14 protein-coding genes are annotated in these 16,919 nt (G+C 70.8%); 6 read left to right on the top strand and 8 right to left on the bottom strand.

Translation table 11 applies throughout. The annotated features are described in order from the left end of the window. Positions 1-5: 5 nt before the first annotated feature. Positions 6-419 (bottom strand): VOC family protein, encoded by a 414-nt coding sequence (locus tag OG259_RS27960; RefSeq protein WP_328944759.1) that lies wholly within the window; start codon positions 417-419, stop codon positions 6-8. 112 nt (positions 420-531) lie between these two features. Further along, positions 532-981: a group III truncated hemoglobin gene (locus OG259_RS27955; protein ID WP_328944758.1), complete on the bottom strand. Its 450-nt coding sequence runs from the start codon at positions 979-981 to the stop codon at positions 532-534. A 342-nt stretch (positions 982-1,323) separates the two neighbouring features. Here OG259_RS27955 and OG259_RS27950 point away from each other — a divergent pair, with 342 nt between their 5' ends. Then, entirely contained in the window at positions 1,324-2,481 is a 1,158-nt protein-coding gene (locus tag OG259_RS27950) for an alkaline phosphatase PhoX (RefSeq protein WP_328944757.1), read from the top strand. A gap of 134 nt (positions 2,482-2,615) precedes the next feature. Here OG259_RS27950 and OG259_RS27945 read toward each other — a convergent pair whose 3' ends face one another. The 3 genes from OG259_RS27945 to dusB all read right to left on the bottom strand — a co-directional run bounded on the left by OG259_RS27945 (position 2,616) and on the right by dusB (position 8,420). Then, positions 2,616-3,638: an ArsR/SmtB family transcription factor gene (locus tag OG259_RS27945; protein WP_328944756.1), complete on the bottom strand. Its 1,023-nt coding sequence runs from the start codon at positions 3,636-3,638 to the stop codon at positions 2,616-2,618. Between the two features lie 567 nt (positions 3,639-4,205). After that, the gene (ppdK, locus tag OG259_RS27940; protein ID WP_328944755.1) at positions 4,206-6,917 is read right to left on the bottom strand and encodes a pyruvate, phosphate dikinase; all 2,712 of its coding nucleotides are present in this window, start codon (positions 6,915-6,917) and stop codon (positions 4,206-4,208) included. A 366-nt stretch (positions 6,918-7,283) separates the two neighbouring features. Next, entirely contained in the window at positions 7,284-8,420 is a 1,137-nt protein-coding gene (dusB, locus tag OG259_RS27935) for a tRNA dihydrouridine synthase DusB (RefSeq protein ID WP_266891669.1), read from the bottom strand. A gap of 52 nt (positions 8,421-8,472) precedes the next feature. On the opposite strand from dusB, the gene OG259_RS27930 reads away from it, so the two are divergent. Then, entirely contained in the window at positions 8,473-9,930 is a 1,458-nt protein-coding gene (locus OG259_RS27930) for an MFS transporter (RefSeq protein WP_328944754.1), read from the top strand. Here OG259_RS27930 and OG259_RS27925 read toward each other — a convergent pair. Beyond that, on the bottom strand, positions 9,917-10,801 hold the full coding sequence (locus OG259_RS27925) for an MmyB family transcriptional regulator (protein ID WP_328947194.1): 885 nt from the start codon (positions 10,799-10,801) through the stop codon (positions 9,917-9,919). The genes OG259_RS27930 and OG259_RS27925 overlap by 14 nt on opposite strands. Before the next feature lie 110 nt (positions 10,802-10,911). On the opposite strand from OG259_RS27925, the gene OG259_RS27920 reads away from it, so the two are divergent. After that, positions 10,912-12,354: an MFS transporter gene (locus OG259_RS27920; RefSeq protein WP_328944753.1), complete on the top strand. Its 1,443-nt coding sequence runs from the start codon at positions 10,912-10,914 to the stop codon at positions 12,352-12,354. A 75-nt stretch (positions 12,355-12,429) separates the two neighbouring features. Here OG259_RS27920 and OG259_RS27915 read toward each other — a convergent pair whose 3' ends face one another. Beyond that, positions 12,430-12,648: a DUF6243 family protein gene (locus OG259_RS27915; protein ID WP_328944752.1), complete on the bottom strand. Its 219-nt coding sequence runs from the start codon at positions 12,646-12,648 to the stop codon at positions 12,430-12,432. Positions 12,649-12,886: 238 nt separating this feature from the next. Between OG259_RS27915 and OG259_RS27910 the strand changes: the two genes are divergently transcribed. From OG259_RS27910 to OG259_RS27900, 3 genes are all read left to right on the top strand, one after another. Further along, on the top strand, positions 12,887-13,924 hold the full coding sequence (locus tag OG259_RS27910; protein WP_328944751.1) for an aldo/keto reductase: 1,038 nt from the start codon (positions 12,887-12,889) through the stop codon (positions 13,922-13,924). A 41-nt stretch (positions 13,925-13,965) separates the two neighbouring features. Further along, a complete protein-coding gene (locus OG259_RS27905) occupies positions 13,966-14,556 on the top strand; it encodes a TetR family transcriptional regulator (RefSeq protein ID WP_328944750.1) in 591 nt (196 codons plus the stop codon). A gap of 104 nt (positions 14,557-14,660) precedes the next feature. Further along, a complete protein-coding gene (locus OG259_RS27900) occupies positions 14,661-15,404 on the top strand; it encodes a VC0807 family protein (protein WP_328944749.1) in 744 nt (247 codons plus the stop codon). Between the two features lie 63 nt (positions 15,405-15,467). Here the strand turns inward: OG259_RS27900 and OG259_RS27895 are convergent, their stop codons facing one another. Next, complete coding sequence (locus OG259_RS27895) at positions 15,468-16,850, bottom strand: glycine--tRNA ligase (RefSeq protein WP_328944748.1); 1,383 nt, start codon at positions 16,848-16,850, stop codon at positions 15,468-15,470. Positions 16,851-16,919 lie beyond the last annotated feature (69 nt).

Raw genomic sequence — 16,919 nt, 5'->3', positions numbered from 1 at the left:
CGGGCTCAGCCCTGGGCGGCCGCCGGGTCCATCCAGAAGACCTCCCACTGGTGGCCGTCCAGGTCGGCGAAGGAGCGGCCGTACATGAAGCCGAGGTTCATCGGCTCCTTGGCCGGGGTGCCGCCGGCGGCGAGGGCGGCGTCGGCCAGCTCGTCGCACTTCTCACGGCTCTCGGCGCTGAGGGTGACCAGGACCTCGGTGGTCTTGGTCGCGTCGGAGATCTCCTTGCCGGGCGCCATGAACGACGTGAACTTGGGCTCTTCGAGCAGCATCGCGAAGATCGTGTCGCTGAAGACCACACAGGCGGTGGTCTCGTCGCTGAACTGCGGATTGCTGGAGAACCCGAGCTTCTCGAAGAAGGCCTTGCTGGCGTCGACACTCTTGACGGGCAGGTTCACGAAGATCATCTGCGGGGCCATGATGCGCTCTCTTCCTTCGGCCGGCCGGCCCGCTGGGTGCGTTCCGGCGCTTTCGAGAGGTAAGACGGGCGTCCCGCCCGTAACTCATCGCTCTCCCGAAGATTTTTCGCGCTCAGGCCACCGACCGCAGCTCAAGGGCCGCCAAGGGTACGAACCCGCCGCCGGAGCCCGCCGTGTCCGCCCCGGGCCCGGCGAGCCGCCGCAGCAGGGCGAGCGCGATCCGCTCGCCCTGCGCCTTGGCCCGCTCGGCCCGGGGCCCGGTGTGGAGGCCGTCGACGCAGGCGTGCCAGAGCTGCACCCAGCGCCCGAAGTGGGCGGCGGTGAGGGGCCGGGCGGAGTGGAGCGCGGCGTGCGGGGCGAAGGCGTCGCGCCCGTAGTCGGCGGTACGGAGGAGGGCGCGCTCCCAGAAGTCGGTGATGCGCGGCAGATGGGCCTCCAGGTCGGTCCCGGCGATCTCGGTGAAGAAGGGCCCGATGAGCGGGTCGGCGAAGGCGGCGGAGTAGAAACGGCGCAGCAACACGTCGAGGTCGTCACGATCACGGATGTCCCGGCTGGCGCTCATGGGTCCATTGTCCCGTCCCGGCGGTCGACGCCCAAGTGCCGAAGGTCCCCGCCTCCGGCCTCCGGGCCGCCGGGCCGCCAGGCCGCCGGGCAGGCGGGCAGGCGGGCAGGCGGGCAGGCGAGCAGGCGAGCAGGCGTACCGGATCGAGCAGGTGTGCGGGGACCGCCATGGCCCGAAGTCCGCCCCCGGCACCGACCTCGACGCCCCGCCGGGTAGCCGCCGCTTCCCCTTCACCGCTTGTTGATGCACAGTCAATTCCGTACTCCTAGGTTCCGGAAGCGCGCGACCCCGTCGCCCGACCGGCGTGGCGGGGCGGTTCACCACCCTTCTCAGGAGTGAGACGTGGAGCGACGCAGTTTCCTGCGTGGAGCGGTCATCGGCACGTCGGCCGCCGCCTTCGGCGGCAGCCTGTGGCACGGCGCGGCCTTCGCCGCCCCCGCCCAGCCGGGCGCGGGCCCGTACGGAGCACTCGGCGCGGCGGACGCCAACGGCATCCTGCTGCCCGCCGGGTTCACCAGCCGGGTGATCGCCCGGTCCGGCCAGTCGGTCCCGGGCACCTCGTACACCTGGCACAACGCCCCCGACGGCGGCGCCTGCTTCGTCGACGGCACGGGCTGGATCTACGTGTCGAACTCGGAGATCAACCCGAGCGGCGGCGCGAGCGCGGTGAAGTTCGATGCGTCCGGCACGATCACCGGCGCGTACCGCATCCTCTCCGGCACCCGGCAGAACTGTGCCGGCGGCGCCACCCCGTGGAACACCTGGCTCTCCTGCGAGGAGGTGTCCCTCGGCTACGTCTACGAGTCGAACCCGTGGGGCGGCACCGCCTACCGCCGCGACGCCATGGGCCGCTTCAAGCACGAGGCCGCCGCCGCCGACCCGGTCCGCAAGGTGATCTACCTGACCGAGGACGAGACGGACGGCTGCTTCTACCGCTTCATCCCCACCACCTGGGGCAACCTCTCCTCCGGCACCCTCCAGGTCTTCAAGGCCTCCACCGCCACCTCCGGCACCTTCACCTGGCAGAACGTGCCGGACCCGGACGGCTCCCCGACCACCACCCGCAACCAGGTCTCCGGCGCCAAGCGCTTCACCGGCGGCGAGGGCTGCTACTACGCGAACGACACCGTCTGGTTCACCACCAAGGGCGACAACCGCGTCTGGCAGGTCAACCTGGCCTCCGGCACGTACGAGCTGGCCTACGACGACTCGCTCGTCGTCGGCGGCGGCGCCCCGCTCACGGGTGTCGACAACGTCACCGGCACCTCCTCCGGTGACCTGTTCGTCGCCGAGGACGGCGGCAACCTGGAGATCTGCGTGATCACCCCGGACGACGTCGTCGCCCCGTTCCTGCGGGTCAGCGGTCAGTCCTCCTCGGAGATCACCGGCCCCGCCTTCTCCCCCGACGGCACGCGGCTGTACTTCTCCAGCCAGCGGGGCACCAGCGGCAGTTCCTCCGGCGGCATCACCTACGAGGTGACGGGCCCGTTCCGCACCTGACGGCCGCCCGGCGACGGGCCCTTCCGCGACTGACGGCCACGACGCGACGGGCCCGTTCCGCGCGTGACACCCACGGCGCGGCGCGGGCCCGTTTCGCGCGGACCCGTGCCGCGCGGCCCCGTTTCGCGCCGGACCTACGACGCGGCGGGCCCGTTTCGCGCGTAGACCCGCAGATCCACCGTCCGTTGGGCGCCGCCGAGCAGGGCGGCGCCCAACGGCGTCAGTGTGTGCAGGACCGCGTTGCCGTGGCGCAGGGTCGCGATGAGCCCGGCCTCGCGCAGGACGCCCGCGTGCTGGCTCGCCGAGGCGAGCGACACCCCGGCCCGGCGGGCGAGTTCGCTCGTCGTACCGCCGTCGCCGATGGCGTGCAGGACGGCCGAGCGGGTCTGGCCGACCAGCTTGGCGAGCGAGGAGCCGCCGGGCGCGCGGACGGTCGGCGCCTCGCCGTGGGTGACCGGGTAGACGAGGACCGGCGGCAGCGCGGGATCGCGCAGCACGACGGGGGTCCCCCGGCAGAAGTACGAGGGCTGCAGCAGCAGTCCCCGCCCGTCGAGGTGGACGTCCCGGTCGACCGGGTAGTCGGCCTCCAGGACGGGCGCGCGCCAGCGCAGCATCGGCGGCAGCGAGGCGAGGAGCTCGTCGGCGCCGCCGTCCAGGAGCGCCCGGCCGCGGCGGGCCCGGTCGGCCTCGACGCGGGCCCGGATGTGCGGCCAGTACGGCTCCACGGCGGCCCGGTGATAGCTCCGCAGCGCCCCCACGAGCCGGTCGAAGGGCTCCGCGCCGCCGTCGGCGAGGGCACGCAGCGAATGGGGTACGGTCCGCCCGCCGGACCGGTCGGCGGCGAGCAGCGAGAGCTCGCCGCGCAGTCGGCCGGCGTCGGTGGCACGGATCGCCTGGAGGCCCTCGTCGAGCCCGTGGACGCCCTCCGGAGGCGTCAGGAAGTCGGGAAAATAGCCGCGGCTGGGGACGAGAGCCGCGAGGAGACGGGTCTCACCGCCGAGCCGCATCCGGGTTTCGGAGCGCCATTCTCCGAAGACGACGGGGCCGCGCCGGTCCCTTAAACGGTGAAAACTCAGAATCGTTTCCCACAGAACATCGGGCCGGGCGGCGGTCCGCACCCCCGCCAAGTCGTTTCCGGTGAAATGAATCCGCAGCATGACGTCCCCACCTGTGCACTCGCAACCACCCCCGACGACGAGTATGCACAGCATCACAGCACGTTACCAGGGTGTTTCAGCCACAGTTGAAAAGCATCGCGGCAATCGGGGCGGAACCGAAAAGCTGTACGGGTCGGGCAGGAAACCTTCAGGACCGAGGTGACGTGGTGAAGACCGTGGGGGGCTTTGCCCGTCCGGCGGCGGTCGGCGAGGTTGCGGCTCACCTGCCCGGCATCGGTAAAGGGCGCGGCCTCCGGGTGGGGATCCGGAGGTCGCGCCCGCACCATTCTTTGCGGTGAGGAAGCGAAGAAGTTCAATGGCCAATAATTCAATCAGGCGCAATTGAACAACTACTCACATCCGCTCAACAAACAAACGACGGGACGGACACCTCCGCACAAAGGTGTCCGTCCCGTCTCTGTGATTCCGGAGCCGCCGCCCGTCGGTGAGGGTGGAGAGATGACCGACGACGACCCCGGTGGTACCGGGGTGGTTCCGTGATTCCCGCTGCTGAACGGGGGTTCAGGAGGGCCCGACCGCCGCTCCTGACCCCCCGTTCAGCAGGACTCAGCGGCTGTCGCTGCCCTTGGACTCGGCCGCCGCGCGGCCGGCCTCCAGACGCGCCACCGGGATCCGGAAGGGCGAGCAGGAGACGTAGTCGAGACCGACCTCGTGGAAGAAGTGCACCGACTCCGGGTCGCCGCCGTGCTCGCCGCAGACACCGAGCTTGATGTCGGGGCGGGTGGCGCGGCCGGCCTGGACGGCGCTGCGCACGAGGGCGCCGACACCGTCCTTGTCGATGGTCTCGAAGGGGCTGACGCCGAAGATGCCCTTCTCCAGGTACGCGGTGAAGAACGAGGCCTCCACGTCGTCGCGGGAGAAGCCCCACACCGTCTGGGTCAGGTCGTTGGTGCCGAAGGAGAAGAACTCGGCGGCCTCGGCGATCTGACCGGCGGTCACGGCGGCGCGCGGCAGCTCGATCATGGTGCCGAGCGCGAGCTTCAGCTCGACGCCGGTCCGGGCCTGGACCTCGGCGATGACCGTCTCGGCCTCCTCGCGGACGATCTCCAGCTCCTGGACGGTGCCGACGAGCGGGATCATGATCTCGACGCGCGGGTCGCCCTTGGCGTCGATGCGCTGGGCCGCGGCCTCGGCGATCGCGCGGACCTGCATGGTGAACAGGCCGGGGATGACCAGGCCGAGGCGGACACCGCGCAGACCCAGCATCGGGTTCTGCTCGTGCAGCCGGTGCACGGCCTGCAGCAGGCGCAGGTCGTTCTCGTGCGGCTCCTTGCGGGACTCGGCGAGGGCGACGCGCACCGACAGCTCGGTGATGTCGGGCAGGAACTCGTGCAGCGGCGGGTCGAGCAGCCGGACCGTGACGGGCAGCCCGTCCATGGCCTCGAAGAGCTCGACGAAGTCGGTCTTCTGCAGCGGCAGGAGGGCTTCCAGGGCGTCGTCGCGCTCGACGTCGGTGTCGGCCAGGATCAGCCGCTCGACGAACTGGCGGCGCTCGCCGAGGAACATGTGCTCGGTGCGGCAGAGGCCGATGCCCTGGGCGCCGAAGCGGCGGGCGCGGTTGGCGTCCTCCGCGTTGTCGGCGTTGGCGCGGACGCGCAGCCGGCGGACGCGGTCGGCGTAGGCCATGATCCGGTGCACGGCGGCGACGAGCTCGTCGGCGTCGTCGGCGCCGGCGTGCATGCGGCCCTCGAAGTACTCGACGACCGGGGACGGTACGACGGGTACCTCACCGAGGTAGACCTTGCCGGTGGAGCCGTCGATGGAGACGACGTCGCCCTCCTCGACGACCTGGCCGTCGGAGGTGGTCATCCGGCGGCGCTTGGTGTCGACCTCGAGCTCTTCGGCGCCGCAGACACAGGTCTTGCCCATGCCGCGGGCGACGACGGCGGCGTGCGAGGTCTTGCCACCGCGGGAGGTGAGGATGCCCTCGGCGGCGATCATGCCGTCCAGGTCGTCCGGGTTGGTCTCGCGGCGGATCAGGATGACCTTCTCGCCCGAGCGGGACCACTTGACGGCGGTGTACGAGTCGAAGACGGCCTTGCCGACGGCCGCGCCCGGGGAGGCTGCGATGCCGCGCCCGATCTGCTCGACCTTCGCGTCCTCGTCGAACTTGGGGAACATCAGCTGGGCGAGCTGCGCGCCGGTGACGCGCTGGAGCGCCTCGGCCTCGTCGATCAGGCCCTGGTCCACGAGCTGCGTGGCGATGCGGAAGGCGGCACCGGCGGTGCGCTTGCCGACGCGGGTCTGGAGCATCCAGAGCTGGCCGCGCTCGATGGTGAACTCGATGTCGCAGAGATCCTTGTAGTGGGTCTCCAGCGTGTTCATGATGTGCATGAGCTGGTCGTACGACGTCTTGTCGATCGACTCGAGGTCGGCCAGCGGCACGGTGTTGCGGATACCGGCGACGACGTCCTCGCCCTGCGCGTTCTGCAGGTAGTCGCCGTAGACGCCGGCGTGACCGGAGGCGGGGTCGCGGGTGAAGGCGACGCCGGTGCCGGAGTCCGGGCCGAGGTTGCCGAAGACCATCGAGCAGACGTTGACGGCGGTGCCGAGGTCGCCCGGGATGCGCTCCTGGCGGCGGTACAGCTTCGCGCGGTCGGTGTTCCAGGAGTTGAAGACGGCCTCGATGGCGAGGTCCATCTGCTCACGCGGGTCCTGGGGGAAGTCGCGGCCGGTCTCGGCCTTCACGATCTTCTTGAAGTGCTCGACGACCTTCTTCAGGTCGGCGGCGTCGAGGTCGGTGTCGCTCGCGACCTTCTTCGAGGCCTTCGCCTCGTCCAGCGCGTCCTCGAAGAGCTCGCCCTCGACGCCGAGGACGGTCTTGCCGAACATCTGGATGAGACGGCGGTACGAGTCCCACGCGAAGCGCTCGTTGTCGGCCTGGCGGGCGAGGCCGACGACGGACTCGTCGGAGAGGCCGATGTTGAGGACCGTGTCCATCATGCCCGGCATGGAGAACTTCGCTCCGGAGCGGACGGAGACGAGCAGCGGGTCGTCCGCCTGCCCGAGCTTCTTGCCCATCTGCTGCTCAAGGGCGTCGAGGTGAGCACTCACCTCGTCGCGGAGCTCGACCGGCTCCGAGCCGCTCTCGAGGTAGACCTTGCACGCTTCGGTGGTGATCGTGAAGCCGGGAGGGACCGGGAGGCCGAGGTTGGTCATCTCGGCGAGGTTCGCGCCCTTGCCACCGAGCAGGTCCTTCAGGTCCCTGTTGCCCTCGGTGAAGTCGTACACGAACTTCTGATCATTGTTTTCCGACACGGGTCCCGACTCCTCGATGACTCGGTTGGCTGCCCTGACGGCGAGGAACATACCCAGATCGAAGGCTTCTGGGGAGGTACGCCTAGCGGTCACGTGGCCTTAACCACCCGTCCGCCAGCACTTCGAAAGTAACCGAGAAGTAGCTTCCGGTTTCAGACCCCGAAGACGACATGACCCAAACCAGAGGGAAGTCGCTCACATGAGCGCGCATACGAGCACTTGCGTTCAAGTCTTGAACGCAAAAAGGGTGGCACCCCGTGCCACCCTTCAGGCGATGCAGCCGTTTGTAACCTGCTCATCTGAGCACCACCCCCCTCAAGGGTGGCGAGGATCACTCCCCCGGAAAGGCCGAATCGAGGCCGAATCTCAGCCGCCGGACGTGTCCAGCTCGGCTTCCTCGCTCACGCCGGAGCAGTCGTACGGGTCCTTCAACCAGCCGTCCGGCAGGACAACTCGGTTGTTTCCGGACGTACGACCCCGAGGACCGTCCGCACCGACCGGCCACGACTGGTCCAGGTCCAGCTCGCTCAACTGAGCGCTCAGTTCGTCGAGGGAAGAGGTGATCGCCAGCTTCTTGCGCATCTCGGAGCCCACCGAGAAGCCCTTCAGGTACCAGGCCACATGCTTGCGGAAGTCGATGACACCGCGTGCCTCGTCGCCGAGCCACTCCCCGAGCAGCCGCGCGTGCCGCACCATCGCGTCCGCGACCACCCGCAGCCCGGGAGCCGCATAGGCCCCCGTGCCCTCGAAACCCGCCACCAGGTCCGCGAAGAGCCACGGCCGCCCCAGGCAGCCGCGCCCGACGACCACGCCGTCGCAGCCCGTCTCCCGCATCATCCGCAGGGCGTCGTCGGCGGACCAGATGTCGCCGTTGCCGAGGACCGGGATCTCCGGCACGTGCTCCTTGAGGCGCGCGATCGCGTCCCAGTCCGCCGTGCCGCCGTAGTGCTGGGCCGCCGTCCGCCCGTGCAGGGCGATCGCCGTGACGCCCTCCTCCACCGCGATCCGGCCCGCGTCCAGATACGTGATGTGGTCGTCGTCGATGCCCTTGCGCATCTTCATCGTGACCGGCAGGTCGCCCGCGTTGGTCACGGCCTCGTTCAGGATCGCGCGCAGCAGCGGCCGCTTGTAGGGCAGGGCCGAGCCGCCGCCCTTCCGGGTCACCTTGGGGACCGGGCAGCCGAAGTTCAGGTCGATGTGGTCGGCGAGGTCCTCGTCGACGATCATCCGCACGGCCTTGCCCACCGTCACGGGGTCCACCCCGTACAGCTGGATCGAGCGCGGCTGCTCGGTCGCGTCGAAGCGGATGAGCTGCATCGTCTTCTCGTTGCGCTCGACCAGGGCGCGTGTCGTGATCATCTCGCTCACGAACAGCCCCTTGCCGCCGCTGAACTCGCGGCAGAGGGTACGGAAGGGGGCGTTGGTGATGCCGGCCATCGGGGCGAGCACCACCGGCGGCTGCACGATGTGCGGCCCGATGGCGAGAGGGGAGAACGCGGTCATTGGGCCATTGTCGCGCACTGCGGCGGTCATTAGTTAGCCGTACTATCCGAACATGCCAGAGCTCACACGCCCGCAGCTCCCCCGGGGCCGGCAGCTCGTCGTCCTGGCGATCTGCTGCATGAGTCTGCTGATCGTCAGCCTGGACAACACCGCCCTGAACGTCGCCCTGCCCTCCCTGCGGCGCGACCTGGGCGCCTCCGTCTCCGGTCTGCAGTGGGTCATCGACGCGTACACCCTCGTCCTCGCCTCGCTGCTCATGCTCGCGGGCTCCACCGCCGACCGCATCGGCCGCCGCAAGGTCTTCGTCACCGGCCTCGTCGTCTTCGCACTCGGCTCGCTGCTCTGCTCCCTCGCCCCGAACCTGGAGGCGCTGATCGCCTTCCGCGCCGTGCAGGCGGTGGGCGGCTCGATGCTCAACCCGGTCGCCATGTCGATCATCACCAACACCTTCACCGAACCCGCCGCACGCGCGCGTGCCATCGGCGTCTGGGGCGCGGTCGTCGGCATCTCCCTGGCCCTGGGGCCGCTGGTGGGCGGTGCGCTCGTCGAGTCGGTCGGCTGGCGGGCGATCTTCTGGGTCAACCTGCCGGTCGCCCTCCTCGCCCTGCTCCTCACCCTGCGGTACGTCCCCGAGTCCCGCGCCCCCCGGCCCCGGCGCCCGGACCCCGTCGGACAGCTCCTGGTGGCGGCCCTCCTCGGCTCGCTGACGTACGCGATCATCGAGACCGACCCGCTCTTCGCGGGGATCGCGGCCGGGGCGCTCGTCGGACTGCTCGTGTACGAGCCGAGACGCCGCGAGCCCCTCATCGACCTGCGGTTCTTCCGCAGCGCGCCGTTCAGCGGGGCCACCGTCGTCGCGATCTGCGCCTTCGCGGGGTTCGGCGGCTTCCTGTTCCTGAACACCCTGTACCTCCAGGAGGTACGCGGCCTCTCCCCGATGGACGCCGGCCTGTACATGCTGCCGATGGCGGGCATGACCTTCGTCTTCGCGCCGCTGTCGGGGCGGCTCACGGGCGCGCGTGGGCCCCGTCTGCCGCTGCTCCTCGCGGGCACGGCGATGGCGGCGGGGGCGCTGCTCTTCGCCGCCTTCGGGGCTGAGACCCGTGATCCGCTGCTCTTCACCGGCTACGTGGCCTTCGGCATCGGCTTCGGGCTGGTGAACGCCCCCATCACCAACACCGCCGTCTCCGGGATGCCCCGCGCGCAGGCCGGGGTGGCGGCGGCGGTGGCCTCGACGAGCCGCCAGGTCGGCCAGACCCTCGGGGTGGCGGTCGTCGGCGCGGTGCTCGCGGCGGGCGTGGGCGCCGGGATGTCCCCGGACGACTACGTGGCGGCGGCGAGGCCGGCGTACTGGGTCGTGACGGCCTGCGGCCTCGCCGTCCTCGCGGTCGGCGCGTTGACCAGCGGAAAGTGGGCCCGGCGTACGGCGCAACGGACGGCACGGTGCCTGGAGACGGAGGACGGGCCTCAGGTGGGGGCGGGGGCGGGCACGGGCCTCAGGCGGCGGTGAGGGCCTCGTCGTCCCGACGGATCTCCTGTTCGCGTACGACGAAGTCCAGCAGCCGTTGGACTCCGGCGCGGGTCGCGTCGTCGACGGGGACGTAGGTGACGAGGTGCGGCCCGGCGGTCGGGCCGAGCCAGAGGTTGGTGTGCTCGAACTTGAGCACGCCCACGTGCGCGTTGTGGATGACCTTGGTGCGACCGCCCGGGGCGACCACATCGTGCCGCGCCCAGATCTCCCGGAACTCCGGCGAGGCCGCTTCGAGCCGCTGGACCAGCGCCTTCCAGGCGGGCTCGGCCAGGTGCTCGGCCATCGAGGCGCGCAGCTTCCCGGCGAGGATGGGCAGGAGGTCCGGAAGGTCGGTGGCCGCGGCCCGGAAGTCGTTGTCGGTGAAGGCGAGCCACAGGGAGTTGCGGTCCTCGCGGGGCAGCGCGTCCAGGTCGCAGAAGAGTCGCCCGAAGGTCCGGTTGTGGGCGAGGAAGTCGAAGCGGCTGTTCTGGACGGCGGCCGGGACGGGCTCCAGCTGCTCCAGGAGCGCGCGCAGCGCGGGCGTCACGGCCGGGCAGGGCGCGCCGGGGTGCGGGTCGGCCTGCCCGGCGAGGGCGAAGAGGTGGCTCCGCTCGGTCGGGTCGAGGAGCAGCGCGGCGGCGAGCGCGTCCAGGACCTGCGGGGAGACCTGGATGTCACGGGCCTGCTCCAGCCAGGTGTACCAGGTGACGCCGACGGCGGAGAGGTGGGCGACCTCCTCGCGGCGCAGGCCGGGGGTGCGGCGGCGGCGCCCCCGGGGCAGGCCGACCTGCTCGGGGGTGATGCGCTCGCGGCGGCTGCGCAGGAAGGCGGCGAGTTCGTGTCGTCGCGTACCGGGTCCGGCCGTCTTCATGGTCGTCACGCTCCCAGGGTGCCGGGGCGGTCAGCCCGTCGCCAGGTAGTGCTTGTACCAGGATAAAGACACTCTGGTACCAGGCTGAGAGGCGGCGGATCGTCGGATGCGTGACTTCGACCTCCGTTTCTCCCAGAGCCGGCACCCCGGCCGTCCCCGACAGCCGTCCGGCGCTCGGCGCCCTCGGCCTGTTCACCGTCCTCCTCGGGGCCGCGCTGCCCCTGATCGACTTCTTCATCGTCAACGTCGCCCTGCCGTCCATCGACCACGACCTGGCGGCGGGCCCGGCGCTCCTCGAACTGATCGTGGCCGGTTACGGACTGTCGTACGCCGTCCTGCTCGTCCTGGGCGGGCGGCTCGGCGACCTCTTCGGGCGCCGCCGGCTCTTCCTCGCGGGCATGGCGGCCTTCGGCCTCACCTCGCTCGCCTGCGGTGTCGCCCCGGACGCCTGGACGCTGGTCGGGGCGCGGGTGGCGCAGGGCGCGGCGGCGGCGCTGATGCTGCCGCAGGTCCTCGCGACCATCCACTCCTCGACGGAGGGCGCCCGGCGGGCCAAGGCGCTGAGCCTGTACGGGGCGACCGCGGGGCTCTCCATGGTGACCGGGCAGATCCTGGGCGGGGTGCTCGTGGCGGCCGACCTCGCGGGCTCCGGCTGGCGTGCGGTGTTCCTGGTGAACGTGCCGGTGGCGGTGGTGGGCCTCGTCCTGGCCGTCCGTACGGTCCCGGAGACCCGGTCGGACCGCCCGGCGCCGGTGGACGTGGCGGGAACGCTGCTGCTCGCCCTCGCGCTGATCACCCTGCTCGCACCGCTGACGGAGGGCCGGGCCGCGGGCTGGCCGCTGTGGACCTGGGTCTCCCTCGCGGTGTCACCGTTCGCCGCGGCGGCCTTCTGGTGGGTGGAGCGGCGGGCGGACCGCCGGGGCCGCACCCCGCTGGTCCCGCCGAGCCTGCTCGACCTGGTCTCGCTGCGGCGCGGGCTGCTCCTCGTCCTGCCGCTGTCGGGCGGTTTCGGCGGCTTCATGTTCGTGATCGCGGTGGCGCTCCAGCAGGGTCTGGGCCTGGGCGCGGTCGCCTCGGGCCTGGCGCTCGTCCCGATGGCGGTGGCCTTCTTCGGGACCTCGCTCGCGGGTCCCCGGCTGGTGCGGCGCTGGGGCACGCGCGTGGTGGTGGCGGGCGCCCTGCTCCAGGCCCTCGGCCTCGGGCTGATCGCCCTGACCGCCTGGCGCTCCTGGCCGGACATGTCGGTGCTCGGCCTGCTTCCGGGCATGGCGATCGCGGGCATCGGGCAGGGCCTCCAGCTCCCGGTGCTCTTCCGGGTGGTGCTCTCCGAGGTGCCGGCGGAACGGGCGGGCGTGGGCAGCGGCGTGATGGTGACCACCCAGCAGACGGCGCTGACCCTGGGCGTCGCCACCCTGGGCACCCTCTACCTGAGCCTCACCGCCTCCGCCCCGGCCGACTCGGGCACGCCCCTGACGGTGACGGTCCTCCTCCAGCTGGCGATGGCGCTGTTCACGGCCCTGCTGGCACTGCGTCTGCCGAGGACGGTGCGGTAGCGGACAGGGGGTCGAGACGGGCGAAGGGCCCGAGGCGGCGAACGCCTCGGGCCCTTCGTCACGCGGTGGCCGCGGCTACTCCTGGCCGGTGCCCGTGGTGTCGGCGCCGGCCGTGGTCCCGGTGGCGTCGGCTCCCTGGGTGCGCTCGCGCATCTTCTTCAGGAGGTCCTGCTTGCGGTCGTCGGCGGAACGCTGGGCCGCCGTGCGGGTCTGACCGCTGCCGTGCTGGTCGGCGCGGGACAGCTTCTTGCGCTGTCCTCCGACGCCCAGGAGGTTGTTGCGGCTCTTGGACATGGTGTTCTCCCGTCGCTGAGGTGGGCTGTGGTCGAGCTGGATCTCTGCCGGCGACGGCTCTCACTCGTAGATCTGGAAGAACGCATTCATGCCGGTGACGCTACCCCGGCCCCTTGGCGACGGCACTCGGTTTTCTCTGCCCCACCCGAACGAATGACAGATATTGAAATCTGTCATCGGTCATGTCATGGTTGTCGTGTCACACCGTCCGTCCCCTCCCGAACCCCAGGAGACAGCCATGACCACCACCAGGCAGCCCGTCCCCACCCGCCCGCTCGGCACCACCGGCCCGCGGGTCTCCGCCCTCGGCCTCGGCTGCATGGGCATGTCCGCGCTGTACGGCGAGAGCGACCGCGCCGAGTCGATCGCGACGATCCACGCCGCCCTGGACGCGGGGGTGACCCTGCTCGACACGGGCGACTTCTACGGGATGGGGCACAACGAACTGCTGATCGCCGAGGCGCTGCGGAGCGCGCCCGTCGCCGCCCGCGAGCAGGCGCTGACCAGCGTGAAGTTCGGCGCGCTCCGCACGGTCGAGGGCGGCTTCACCGGGTACGACGGGCGGCCGGCCGCCGTGAAGAACTTCGCGGCCTACTCGCTCCAGCGCCTGGGCACCGGCCACATCGACATCTACCGGATCGCCCGCGTCGACCCGGACGTGCCGATCGAGGAGACCGTCGGCGCCATCGCCGAGCTGGTCGAGGCGGGGCACGTGCGGCACATCGGGCTCTCCGAGGTCGGCGCGGACACCCTGCGCCGGGCGGCGGCCGTGGCCCCGATCGCGGACCTCCAGATCGAGTACTCGCTGATCTCCCGCTCCATCGAGGAGAAGATCCTGCCGACCGCGCGCGAGCTCGGCATAGGCATCACGGCGTACGGGGTGCTGTCGCGCGGACTGATCAGCGGCCACTTCAGCCGGGACCGGGAGCTGGCGGCGAACGACTTCCGGGGCATGAGTCCGCGCTTCCAGGGCGAGAACCTCCAGCGGAACCTGGACCTGGTGGACCGGCTGCGGGCGCTCGCCGAGGCCAAGGGCGTGACGGTCGCGCAGACCGCGATCGCCTGGGTCCTCGCCCAGGCCGGGCGACAGGGCGCGGACATCGTCCCGCTGGTGGGCGCCCGCCGCCGGGACCGGCTCGCGGAAGCCCTCGGCGCCCTGGACATCACGCTCGACGCCGCCGACCTGGCCGCGATCGAGAAGGCCGTCCCGGCGGGCGCGGCGGTCGGCGAGCGGTACCCGGCAGCACAGATGGCACACCTGGACAGCGAGCACTGACCGGCCCCGGGACGGCGACGACTGACGGGTACTGTCATTCCATGGCCGCCACCGAGACCCTGACCGCAGAGCGCATCCTCGAAGCCACCGAGGAGGTGCTGCGGCGCTACGGGCCGGCGAAGGCGACCGTCGTGGACGTGGCCCGGGTTCTCGGCGTGAGTCACGGCAGCGTCTACCGCCACTTCCGCACCAAGGCGGCACTGCGCGAGGCGGTGACCGAGCGGTGGCTCGAACGGACGATCGTCGCGCTCCGGCCGTACACCGAGGCGTCGGGGTCCGCCGACGAGCGGCTGACGGGCTGGCTGACCGAGCTCTTCACCCTGAAGCGCCGCAAGGCGGGCGGCGACCCGGAGCTGATGGCCACCTTCCAGGTGCTGATCGGCGAGAACAGCGCGGTGGTCCACCGGCACGAGGAGCACCTGGTGGAGCAGATCGCCCGCATCGTGGAGGACGGCCACCGCGAGGGGGTGTTCGCCGCACCGGAGCGGGACTACGCGACGACGGCGCGGGCGGTCTTCGACGCCACCGACCGTTTCCACGACCCCGCGCACGCCGCCGACTGGTCGACCACGGACATCGAGGACGCGTTCGCGGCGGTCATCTCCCTGACCCAGCGCGCGCTGCGAGCCTGACCCGCACCCTTTTGAAGATCATTTGGCTCGGACTTTTCCGTTCCCTGTCCGGATCCTGACTAGCGTCCTTCAGACCGCACCAGAAGACGCTCCCAGGGGGAACCATGTCCGCGCACGAGGGGCCACCGGCCGTACCGGCCACAGCGACCGACGAACGACCCGGGCCGCCGGCCCGCTCCGGGGCCGCCTCGGCGATCGGCTGGGTCCTGACCATCGGGCTCAACGTCGTCGCGCCGATCCTCACGTACAACACCCTGACCGAGGACCACGGTTGGTCCGAGTTCGCCGCCCTGCTCGCCGGCAGCGCCTGGCCGGTCCTGGACAGCGCGATCATGGTCGCCTGGCGGCGCAAGATCGACGAGTTCGCCGTCGTGACCCTGGTGTTCCTGGTGATCACGGCCCTCGTCTCCCTGATCGGCGCGCACACCGGCCGCGCGTTGCTGATCAAGGACTCGGGCATGACGGGCCTGTTCGGGCTGCTCTGCCTGGCCACCCTGCTGGCGCCGCGGCCGCTGATGTTCTACTTCGGCCGCAAGTTCGCCACCGACGGCACCCCGGCGAGCACCGCCTGGTGGAACGGCATGTGGCAGTACGAGGGCTTCCGCTCCACCATGCGCACGATGACGCTGGTGTGGGGCGTGGCGTACGTGGTCGAGGCGGCCGTTCGCGTCGCCCTCGCCTACGCGCTGCCGACGAAGACTATGGTCACCCTGAGCCCGGTCATGATCTACGGGGTGCTCGGCGCCCTGGGCGTGTGGACGGCCTGGTTCGGCAAGCGTCGCGCGGCCGAGGGCGCGCGGCGCCAGGCCGAGGCCGCGGCGGCGGCGGCGGCGGCGGCGGCCGCCTGACGGCAGGGGAAAGCCCCCGGTTCCGAGTCGGAACCGGGGGCTTTCCCGTGCGTACGAACAGACTCAGCAGCCGAGCAGGCGGCTGCCCAGGTAGCTCTGGATCTGGTCGAGGGAGACGCGCTCCTGCTTCATGGTGTCGCGCTCGCGCACGGTCACCGCGTTGTCGTCGAGGGTGTCGAAGTCGACGGTCACGCAGAACGGGGTGCCGATCTCGTCCTGGCGACGGTAGCGGCGGCCGATGGCGCCGGCGTCGTCGAACTCGATGTTCCAGTTCTGGCGCAGGTCGGCCGCAAGGCCCTTGGCCTTCGGCGAGAGCTGCGGGTTGCGGGAGAGCGGCAGGACGGCGACCTTGACCGGCGCCAGGCGCGGGTCGAGACGCAGGACGACGCGCTTCTCCATGACGCCCTTGGCGTTGGGGGCCTCGTCCTCGTTGTACGCGTCGAGGAGGAAGGCCAGCATCGCGCGGCCGACACCGGCGGCGGGCTCGATGACGTACGGCGTGTAGCGCTCGCCGGTCTCCTGGTCCAGGTAGGTCAGGTTGGCGCCGGAGGCCTTGGAGTGGGCGTTCAGGTCGTAGTCGGTGCGGTTGGCGACGCCCTCCAGCTCGCCCCACTCGCTGCCGCCGAACTGGAAGCGGTACTCGATGTCGGCGGTGCGCTTGGAGTAGTGGGAGAGCTTCTCCTGCGGGTGCTCGAACCAGCGCATGTTCTCCTCACGGAGACCCAGGCCCGTGTACCAGTTCCAGCGCTGCTCCATCCAGTACTCCTGCCACTGCTCGTCCTCGCCCGGCTTGACGAAGAACTCCATCTCCATCTGCTCGAACTCGCGAGTGCGGAAGATGAAGTTGCCCGGAGTGATCTCGTTCCGGAAGGACTTGCCCATCTGGCCGATGCCGAACGGGGGCTTCTTGCGCGAGGTCTGCTGCACCTGACCGAAGTTGGTGAAGATGCCCTGCGCGGTCTCGGGACGCAGGTACGCGACGGAGCCGGTGTCCTGGGTCGGGCCGAGGTGGGTGGAGAGGAGGCCGGAGAACTGCTTGGGCTCGGTGAAGGTGCCCTTGTTGCCACAGTTGGGGCAGTTGAGGTCGGCGAAGCCGTTCTCGGGGAGACGGCCGTGCTTCTCCTCGTACGCCTCCTCCAGGTGGTCCGCGCGGTAGCGCTTGTGGCAGGAGGTGCACTCGGTGAGCGGGTCGGTGAAGGTGGCGACGTGGCCGGAGGCCTCCCAGACCTCGGTGGCCAGGATGACCGACGAGTCGATGCCGACGACGTCCTCGCGCGAGGTGACCATGTAACGCCACCACTGGCGCTTCAGGTTCTCCTTGAGTTCGACACCCAGCGGTCCGTAGTCCCAGGCGGCCTTCTGGCCGCCGTAGATCTCACTGCACGGGTAGACGAAGCCACGGCGCTTGCTCAGGCTGACGATGGTGTCGATCTTGTCGGCGGCCACGGTGCTCTCTTCATTACGACGACGAAGTGCGAATGCCTCAGGTTACCGGCGCCCGCACCCCCCGTATCA

The organism is Streptomyces sp. NBC_00250 (genome assembly GCF_036192275.1).
GTDB lineage: Bacteria > Actinomycetota > Actinomycetes > Streptomycetales > Streptomycetaceae > Streptomyces.
The sequence above is the reverse complement of the archived record's forward strand: the minus strand, read 5'-3'. Positions and strand labels throughout refer to the sequence as shown.